This is a genomic window from Streptomyces populi (assembly GCF_002911015.1).
GTDB lineage: Bacteria > Actinomycetota > Actinomycetes > Streptomycetales > Streptomycetaceae > Streptomyces > Streptomyces populi.
Genome location: NZ_KZ627042.1, coordinates 1 through 8,001 on the forward strand (window position 1 = coordinate 1; position 8,001 = coordinate 8,001).

Here is an 8,001-nt window from a genome sequence, read left to right on the forward strand (position 1 = left end):
TCACCGGCACCGGGGTCCGCCACGCGGTGTCCCGCCGGATCCCGGCCGCCCCCGCGGCCCCGGCGCGGACGCACTGACGGCCCGCCCCGGTCACCGGAAGGGCCGGTCCCCCCGTCCGCGCGGCGGACGGGGGGACCGGCCCTTCCGTCCGCCGTGCGGCCACGGGGGTGGGCCCAGAGCCGCGCGGCGGACGGAGGAAACGAGCCACTCGCCCCGTGCGGTGCCTCCGGCCCGGCCGGGAACGCCGGGTGGCGGGCGACCGGACGGCCCCGGTCCGGGGATCCGGCGGCCACCGCGTCCGGCACCGCGGGCGAAGTGTGTCCGGTGGTGCCGGCCGGGGCACGGGCGCGCAGTCGCCGGTCAGGGCCGGCGCCGGACGCTCAGCACTCGATGATGTTGACCGCCAGCCCGCCCCGGGCCGTCTCCTTGTACTTGACGCTCATGTCGGCGCCGGTCTCCTTCATGGTCTTGATGACCTTGTCGAGGGAGACCAGGTGCGAGCCGTCGCCGCGCATGGCCATCCGGGCCGCCGTGACGGCCTTCACCGCGGCCATGCCGTTGCGCTCGATGCAGGGGATCTGGACCAGCCCGCCGACCGGGTCGCAGGTCAGGCCGAGGTTGTGCTCCATGCCGATCTCGGCGGCGTTCTCGACCTGCTCGGGGCTGCCGCCCAGGACCTCGGCGAGCGCGCCCGCGGCCATGGAGCAGGCCGAGCCGACCTCGCCCTGGCAGCCGACCTCGGCGCCCGAGATGGAGGCGTTCTCCTTGAAGAGCATGCCGATCGCCCCGGCCGCGAGCAGGAACCGCACGACGCCGTCCTCGTCCGCGCCGGGCACGAAGTTGATGTAGTAGTGCAGCACTGCCGGGATGATGCCCGCCGCGCCGTTGGTGGGGGCGGTGACCACCCGGCCGCCCGCCGCGTTCTCCTCGTTCACCGCCATCGCGTAGAGGGTGATCCACTCCATGGCGTGCGCCAGCGGGTCGCCCTCGGCGCGCAGCTGGCGGGCCGAGAGGGCGGCGCGGCGGCGCACCCGCAGTCCGCCCGGCAGGATGCCCTCGCGGGTGATGCCGCGCGAGACGCACGCCTGCATGACGCGCCAGATCCCGAGGAGCCCCTCGCGGATCTCCTCCTCGGTGCGCCAGGCCCGCTCGTTCTCCAGCATCAGGGCGGAGATCGACAGACCGGTCTCCTTGGTGAGCCGCAGCAGCTCGTCACCCGTGCGGAACGGGTACTTCAGGACCGTGTCGTCGAGCTTGATGCGGTCCTCGCCGACCGCGTCCTCGTCGACCACGAAGCCGCCGCCCACCGAGTAGTACGTCTTCTCCAGGACGAGTCCGCCCGAGGCGTCGTACGCGAAGATCGTCATGCCGTTGGCGTGGTACGGCAGGGCCTTGCGGCGGTGCAGGACCAGGTCGTCGTCGAAATCGAAGTCGATCTCGTGCTCGCCGAGCAGACGGATCCGGCCCGAGGACTTGATCTGCTCGACCCGCTCGTCGGCGCCCTCCACGTCCACCGTCCGGGGCGAGGCGCCCTCCAGGCCGAGCAGCACCGCCTTGGGGGTGCCGTGGCCGTGGCCGGTGGCGCCCAGGGAGCCGTACAGCTCGGCGCGTATCGAGGTGACCGGGGCCAGCAGGTCCTCGTTGCGCAGCCGCCGGGCGAACATGCGCGCGGCGCGCATCGGACCCACCGTGTGGGAGCTGGACGGGCCGATGCCGATCGAGAACAGGTCGAAGACCGAGATGGCCACGGGTACTCCTTGCTGATGTCGCCGGACGCCGTTGTCCGGCCGAGGTGGTGCGGGACTGCATGGAACGGGGCACCGCGCTCTGGTTCCAGTGTGCGCGGTGCCCCGGATGTCCGTACGCATACAGACCGTACGGGTGAAAAAGAAATGAAGGAAATCCTACGGAACTACTTCAGGCCGGGGTACAACGGGTGCTTGTCGGCCAGAGCGGACACACGGGCCTTCAGGGCCGCGGTGTCGTAGGACGGCTTCAGCGTCTCGGCGATGATGTCCGCGACCTCGGTGAAGTCCTCGGCGCCGAAGCCGCGGGTGGCGAGGGCGGGCGTGCCGATGCGCAGGCCGGAGGTGACCATCGGCGGGCGCGGGTCGTTCGGGATGGCGTTGCGGTTGACCGTGATGCCGACCTCGTGGAGGCGGTCCTCGGCCTGCTGCCCGTCCAGCTCGGAGTTGCGCAGGTCGACCAGGACCAGGTGCACGTCGGTGCCCCCGGACAGGACGTCCACGCCGACGGCCTTCACGTCGTCCCGCACCAGGCGCTCGGCCAGGATGCGCGCGCCGTCCAGCGTGCGCTGCTGGCGCTCCTTGAAGTCGTCCGAGGCGGCGACCTTGAAGGAGACGGCCTTGGCGGCGATCACGTGCTCCAGGGGACCGCCCTGGAAGCCCGGGAAGACCGAGGAGTTCAGCTTCTTCGCGAACTCCTTCTTCGCCAGGATGATGCCGCCGCGGGGACCGCCGAGGGTCTTGTGCGTGGTGGAGGTGACCACGTCCGCGAACGGCACCGGGTTCGGGTGCAGACCCGCCGCGACCAGGCCCGCGAAGTGGGCCATGTCGACCCACAGGAAGGCCCCGGCCTCGTCCGCGATCCGGCGGAACTCGGCGAAGTCGAGCTGCCGCGGGTACGCCGACCAGCCGGCGATGATCACCTTCGGGCGGTGCTCCTTGGCGAGCCGCTCGACCTCGGCCATGTCGACCAGGCCGGAGTCGTCCACGTGGTACGCGACCACGTCGAACTGCTTGCCCGAGAAGTTCAGGCGCATGCCGTGGGTCAGGTGGCCGCCGTGGGCCAGGTCCAGGCCGAGGATGGTGTCCCCGGGCTGGGCCAGCGCGAACAGCGCGGCCTGGTTGGCGGAGGCGCCCGAGTGGGGCTGGACGTTGGCGTACTCGGCGCCGAACAGGTCCTTGACCCGGTCGATGGCGATCTGCTCGGCCACGTCGACGTGCTCGCAGCCGCCGTAGTAGCGGCGGCCCGGGTAGCCCTCGGCGTACTTGTTGGTCAGGACCGAGCCCTGGGCCTCCATGACCGCGACCGGAGCGAAGTTCTCCGAGGCGATCATCTCCAGGGTCGACTGCTGGCGGTGCAGCTCGGCGTCGACGGCGGCCGCGACGTCCGGGTCGAGCTCGTGCAGCGGGGTGTTCATGAGCGACATGCGGGTGGGTCTCCTCAGCCGGCGGTGAAGGCGGTGTACTCGTCGGCGGACATCAGGTCCTCGGGCTCGTCCGCGACGCGCACCTTGAACAGCCAGCCGCCCTCGAAGGGGTCGGAGTTGACCAGGGCCGGGTCGTCCACGACGTCCTGGTTGGCCGCGACGACCTCGCCGTTCACCGGGGAGTACAGGTCGCTGACGGACTTGGTCGACTCCAGTTCGCCGCAGGCCTCGCCCGCGGTCACCGTGTCACCGACGGCCGGGAGCTGGGCGTAGACGACGTCGCCGAGCGCGTTGGCCGCGAACTCGGTGATGCCGACCGTCCGGACGCCGTCCTCGGCGTCGGACAGCCACTCGTGCTCCTTGCTGTAACGCAGCTGCTGGGGGTTGCTCATGACCTGAATTCTCCTGTACGCGGTGGAGTGCTGGTGGAGGGAAGCATGGGTGACCGGGCGGATGTGCCCAGGGTCACGTCCGACGTCCGGCGGGGCGCCCGCCGGCACCGGCGCCCGACGGGCGTCCGTGTCGTGTCCGCCCGGTGCGGACCGGTGTCACTTCTGGCGCTTGTAGAACGGCAGCGCCACGACCTCGTACGGTTCGTGGCTGCCCCGGATGTCCACGCCCACACCGGCGGTGCCAGGCGCGGCGTGCGCGGCGTCGACGTACGCCATCGCGATCGGCTTGCCCAGCGTGGGGGAGGGGGCGCCCGAGGTGACCTCGCCGATGACCTGGCCACCGGCGACGACCGGGTACCCGGCGCGCGGCACGCGACGCCCCTCGGCGATCAGGCCGACGAGGACCCGCGGCGGGTTCTGCTCGGCACGCGAGGCGGCCGCCTCGAGCGCGGCGCGGCCCACGAAGTCGCCGTCCTTCTCGAACTTCACGACCCGGCCGAGACCGGCGTCGAAGGGGGTCAGCGAGGTGGTCAGCTCGTGCCCGTACAGCGGCATGCCGGCCTCCAGGCGCAGCGTGTCGCGGCAGGACAGACCGCAGGGGACGAGACCGGCCGGGGTGCCCGCGTCGGTGAGCGCCTGCCACACCTTCTCGGCGTCGGCGGGGGCGACGAACAGCTCGAAGCCGTCCTCGCCGGTGTAGCCGGTGCGGGCGATCAGGGCCGGGACGCCGGCCACGGTGCCCGGCAGGCCCGCGTAGTACTTCAGGCCGTCGAGGTCCGCGTCGGTGACCGCCTTGAGGATGCCGGGCGACTCGGGGCCCTGCACGGCGATCAGCGCGTACGCGTCACGGTCGTCGCGCACCTCGGCGTCGAAACCGGCGGCGCGCTCGGTCAGCGCGTCCAGCACCACCTGGGCGTTGGAGGCGTTGGCGACGACCATGTATTCGTGCTCGGCCAGGCGGTAGACGATCAGGTCGTCCAGGATGCCGCCGTCCTCCTGGCAGATCATGGTGTAGCGGGCGCGGCCGGTGCCGACGGTGGCGATGTTGCCGACCAGCGCGTGGTTCAGGAGAGCGGCCGCCCCGGGGCCGGTGACGGTGATCTCACCCATGTGGGAGAGGTCGAAGAGGCCGGCCTTCGTGCGGACGGCGACGTGCTCGTCGCGCTCCGAGCCGTAGCGCAGGGGCATGTCCCAGCCCGCGAAGTCGGTCATGGTCGCGCCGAGCGAACGATGCAGGGCATCGAGCGCGGTGTGACGGGGTGCGTTGCTGCTCATCGGTGTGGCTCCCAAGGCATGACGGCGAGGTCGTTCCTCCCCATCTGTCATCGGAACCTGAGAGGTTCATCACGACCCCGCGAAACGGTGGTCCTGACTTGCACCTTGGGTGGAGCCGGCGGAGCGGCCCGCTTTTCAGATGTGCCTCGCCCGCGCGGTAACGGGGCCTGAGAGATTCAAGGGAGGGACTTGCTCCTTCGGCGCCCGGGTACACGTACCCGGAACTCTCCCGCGCGGATTCAAGCGGCCGGTATGCAGTTGGCGCGGTCATCATCGCACGCGCCGTCCGATCCCGGCAGCCCGCCATCTGTGACCGGGCTGTGGCGTTCCGCGCACGGAAACGGGAAGCGCCGGGCATTACCTTCTCTTTACACTCGACGGGGATGAGACCCCATGTCCAAGGGGAGGACGGTCACGGTGAACAGGACCACGGTGTACGCGACGACCTCGGGTCTCGCACTGCCCGAGCAGCCCGGCGCACCGGCCCGAAAGGCCCGCCGCCCGCTCCCGGCGGCTGTCGTGCGGGACCTCCGCGACCGGGTCGGACACAGTCCGTACGGTCTCCGCTTCGGGGCGCGCGACCTCGTCGTGGTCACCGGACTGCCCGGCAGCGGCAAGTCGACGCTGATGCGGCGGGCGGTGCGGGGCACGCGCGTCGACTCGCAGGACACCCGCGAGCGCTGGGACGGCCGGATGGCCGGGCTGCTGCCGTACGCGGTCTACCGCCCCCTCGTCCGCCTCGCGCACTACGCCGGCCTGCGCCGCGCCCTGCGCGAGGGCGGCGGACTCGTCGTGCACGACTGCGGTACGCAGGCCTGGGTGCGCCGCTGGCTCGCCCGCGAGGCCCGGCGTCGGGGCGGCGCGCTGCACCTGCTGCTGCTCGACGTCACGCCCGGCACCGCGCTGGACGGCCAGCGCGAGCGCGGCCGGGGCGTCTCGCGCTACGCCTTCGCCCGCCACCGCGGCGCGGCCGCCCGGCTGCTGCGCTCCGTCGAGAGGGGAGACCTGCCCGAGGGGTGCCGGTCGGCGGTCCTCATCGACCGGGACGCGGCGGACGTGCTGCGAAGGATCGACTTCGGCCACTGAGCGGGCGCGGTGGCCCACTAACCTTTCCAGCCGGAACAACGGTTCGAAGCGGGCGGTAGACAGATGGACTTTCCGGCACAGGCGCACCCCCATCCGCACGGCGGCTGGCCCGGCAACGAGCTGGAGGAGGTGTTGTCCTCCGCGGTCGGCGTGCCCGCGGGGCCCTCGACGGCCGCTCGCATCGTCGAGGTGCTCGGCCGCAGCTTCGTGTGGGTGCCGCTGCCCAACGGCGGCGGCCCGCAGAGCGGTGCCCTCGACCTGCCCACGATGGACCTCGGGGGCCAGGTGTACGTCCCCGTCTTCAGCTCCGAGGAGCAGTTCCGCCAGGTCGTCGGCAGCCACATGTCGTACACGATCGCGCCCGCCGTCGAGTTCGCCCGCGGACTTCCGCCGCAGGTCGGCATCGCGGTGAACCCGGACGGCGTGGTCGGCGTACCGCTGCCGCCGCCGGCCGTCGCCGAGCTGTGCAGGGCCGGGCGGACCGAGCTGGACGGGGCGGCCACCGGGGGCCGCGTGCGGCTCTTCGAGCCCGACTGGCAGGACGATCCGATGGACTTCCTCGCCGCGGCCTCGGCGGAGTTCGCCGCGACCGGCGTCGTCCTGAGCGCCCGCCGCTGTCTGGCCAGCATCGAGGGCGGCGAACCGGTCATGTTCATCGGTGTCGAGCTCGCGGCGTGGGAGGGCGACGCCCGCGCGCTGCCCCTGGACGCCCTGGGCCGCGCCCTCGGCCGCGTCCCGGTGAGCGTTCCGGTGAACCTGGTTCTCCTCGACGTGGCGCAGGACCCGGTCGGCGACTGGATGCGGGACCGGGTGCGCCCCTTCTACCAGCACGGTCACTGAACGACACCCGCGTCGAGGGCGCCCGGCAGGACCGTGCGCCCGCCCCGCGGGGCCCACGGCCGCCCCTCGGGGCGGTTCCCGGCTCTCGACTGCTTCCCCCGGCGGAGCACGATCGCCGCATAAGCTGGTTTCATGGCCTGGTCGAGGTGTTGACGCACGTTCGTGACCGGCGCCTCGGCACAAAGGATGAGTTCGTCGTGAATTGTTCGCGAAGGGGCGGTTGAGGGTGAGCGCGTCGGGCACGGCCGCGGCCGGGCAGGTCGAGCACATGCTGCGCCAGGTGACTCCCGGGCGTTACGACGCCTACGAGGCGCTCCTTCGCGCGCTCGCGACTCCGTCGTCCGGCCAGGTGTGGATGCTGCTGTGGCACGGCCAGGCCGGCTCCCCGGACGCCCAGTACGGGAACGTGCAGGTGGACGGCTTCGGGTACGCGCCCTGCGTCACCTCGGCCCAGGAGCTCTCGGCCAGTGGCTGGAACCGCAGTTACGAGGTCGTGGACGGGCTGGACGTCGCCCGGACCCTGTACCCCGACCACTTCGGCCTCTGGCTCAACCCGCACGCCCCGGGCGGCGGCCTCGGCATCCCCTGGCTGGATCTGCGCCGTATCGCCACGGGCCTGGAGCGGCAGCCCGCGGGCCCGCTGCGCCTGTCCGAGCCGGCCATCGAGATCCCGCAGTTCTACGCCCTGCTCACGCAGAACGCCCATCGCACCCCGTCCGTACGGTCGTTGCGCCGCGCCTGGGTCCAACCCACGGTCGGGGCACCATATTTGGCCATCGGCCTCGACGTGTACGACACCTCGCCGCCCGCCGTCGACTCGGTCCGGGCGATGATGCAGCAGTCCATCGGCGCGGTCCCGGACGGGCTGCCCGTCTCCACCGTCGCGATGTCGGACGAGTTCGATCCGGTGGCGATGTGGCTGCGCGCCAACGCACGTCCGTTCTACGACCGCGAGGCGCACGCCGCGCCCTCCCAGGCGCCGACGGCCGGCGGTTACGGCTATCCGCCGGCCCGCGGCGGCTACTGAGAGCGTTCCGAATTCCGGACCTGTCGCATGTCCGTGCGAGAACGACTGGCATCATGATTCTGCACACGGCCTCCATATGGCGTGCGCTCCATGCTGCTGACCTGCGGGGATGCGGATAGATGTGTCTATTGTCCCGTTTTGGCGGAATCTCTGATCAAAGAGACCCCTATACGGTCTTTCGGGTCAATTGACAGTCCTCCGAATGCCGT

Annotated in this window: 7 protein-coding genes and 2 riboswitches; of the genes, 3 read left to right on the forward strand and 4 right to left on the reverse strand. The window is 71.8% G+C overall.

What is annotated here, in order from left to right; all coding sequences use genetic code 11:
- Window positions 1-380 precede the first annotated feature (380 nt).
- The 4 genes from CW362_RS41920 to gcvT all read right to left on the reverse strand — a co-directional run bounded on the left by CW362_RS41920 (window position 381) and on the right by gcvT (window position 4,839).
- Entirely contained in the window at window positions 381-1,748 is a 1,368-nt protein-coding gene (locus CW362_RS41920) for an L-serine ammonia-lyase (protein WP_103554831.1), read from the reverse strand.
- 164 nt (window positions 1,749-1,912) lie between these two features.
- The gene (locus CW362_RS41925) at window positions 1,913-3,172 is read right to left on the reverse strand and encodes a serine hydroxymethyltransferase (RefSeq protein ID WP_103554832.1); all 1,260 of its coding nucleotides are present in this window, start codon (window positions 3,170-3,172) and stop codon (window positions 1,913-1,915) included.
- Between the two features lie 14 nt (window positions 3,173-3,186).
- Window positions 3,187-3,564, reverse strand: coding sequence for a glycine cleavage system protein GcvH (gene gcvH, locus CW362_RS41930; protein ID WP_103554833.1), 378 nt, complete (start codon window positions 3,562-3,564; stop codon window positions 3,187-3,189).
- 156 nt (window positions 3,565-3,720) lie between these two features.
- A complete protein-coding gene (gene gcvT / locus CW362_RS41935) occupies window positions 3,721-4,839 on the reverse strand; it encodes a glycine cleavage system aminomethyltransferase GcvT (RefSeq protein WP_103554834.1) in 1,119 nt (372 codons plus the stop codon).
- 34 nt (window positions 4,840-4,873) lie between these two features.
- Window positions 4,874-4,984: riboswitch (glycine riboswitch) on the reverse strand.
- Window positions 4,985-5,081: riboswitch (glycine riboswitch) on the reverse strand.
- A gap of 151 nt (window positions 5,082-5,232) precedes the next feature.
- Here gcvT and CW362_RS41940 point away from each other — a divergent pair.
- The 3 genes from CW362_RS41940 (at window position 5,233) to CW362_RS41950 (ending at window position 7,792) form a co-directional block, all read left to right on the forward strand.
- The gene (locus CW362_RS41940) at window positions 5,233-5,925 is read left to right on the forward strand and encodes an AAA family ATPase (RefSeq protein ID WP_103554835.1); all 693 of its coding nucleotides are present in this window, start codon (window positions 5,233-5,235) and stop codon (window positions 5,923-5,925) included.
- 63 nt (window positions 5,926-5,988) lie between these two features.
- Window positions 5,989-6,765 (forward strand): enhanced serine sensitivity protein SseB, encoded by a 777-nt coding sequence (locus tag CW362_RS41945; protein ID WP_103554836.1) that lies wholly within the window; start codon window positions 5,989-5,991, stop codon window positions 6,763-6,765.
- 226 nt (window positions 6,766-6,991) lie between these two features.
- Window positions 6,992-7,792: an enhanced serine sensitivity protein SseB C-terminal domain-containing protein gene (locus tag CW362_RS41950; RefSeq protein ID WP_103554837.1), complete on the forward strand. Its 801-nt coding sequence runs from the start codon at window positions 6,992-6,994 to the stop codon at window positions 7,790-7,792.
- Window positions 7,793-8,001 lie beyond the last annotated feature (209 nt).